This window comes from Oleiphilus sp. HI0079 (assembly GCF_001635105.1).
In genome coordinates this window covers 1-857 of record NZ_LWFT01001290.1, presented here as the reverse complement: position 1 = coordinate 857, position 857 = coordinate 1, and the positions used below count along the sequence as shown (strand labels likewise).

Sequence of the window (857 nt, the reverse complement as noted above, 5' to 3'; positions counted from 1 at the left end):
ATGGGTCAGGGCACTTTTGCCTCTGAGGTAGTTGTTGAAGGCGACAAGGTAAACGTGACTCGCGAGGTTGACGGCGGTCTGATGACGGTCGGTTTGAACCTTCCCGCTGTTGTGACAACAGACTTGCGATTGAACGAGCCGCGCTATGCATCGCTTCCGAATATTATGAAGGCAAAGAAAAAGCCTCTAGATACCAAATCTCCTGCAGATTTCGGTGTGGAATTGAACGCAAGCCTTACTACTTTGAAAGTAGAAGAGCCGCCTAAGCGTTCAGCGGGTATCAAGGTCGCAGACGTTGCTGAGCTTGTTGATAAACTGAAAAACGAAGCGAAGGTGATCTAAATGAGCATTTTAGTTATTGCAGATCATGACAACGGTAGTTTAAAGCCGGTCACTCTTAATGTACTTGCGGCTGCAGCTGCTATCGGTGGTGACATCGATGTTCTGGTTGCTGGAGAGGGTTGTGGTGCTGTGGCTGAAGCCGCAGCAAAAGCAGCAGGCGTTTCTAAAATACTTGTTGCCGATAACGCAGCATACGGACACCAGCTTGCTGAAAATCTTTCACTTTTGGTTGCTGACCTAGGTAAAGGTTATTCGCACATCCTTACATCTGCTGGCACAACTGGTAAGGACTTCCTTCCACGCGTTGCTGCACTTTTGGATGTTGCTCAGATCTCAGACATCATCAAAGTTGAGTCTGCTGACACGTTTGTTCGTCCTATCTACGCGGGTAATGCAATCGCGACAGTCCAATCTAGTGATGCGATCAAAGTAATCACGGTTCGTGGCACGGCGTTTGACCCAGTTGCTGCTGAGGGCGGAGCCGCTGCAGTAGAAGCAGTCGATAACGTCCAAGA

At 49.0% G+C, this 857-nt stretch carries 2 pseudogenes; both read left to right on the top strand.

What is annotated here, in order from left to right:
* Window positions 1-342: pseudogene (locus A3750_RS22510) on the top strand (electron transfer flavoprotein subunit beta/FixA family protein); the annotation flags it as partial.
* Window positions 343-857, top strand: a pseudogene (locus A3750_RS22505) (electron transfer flavoprotein subunit alpha/FixB family protein); the annotation flags it as partial.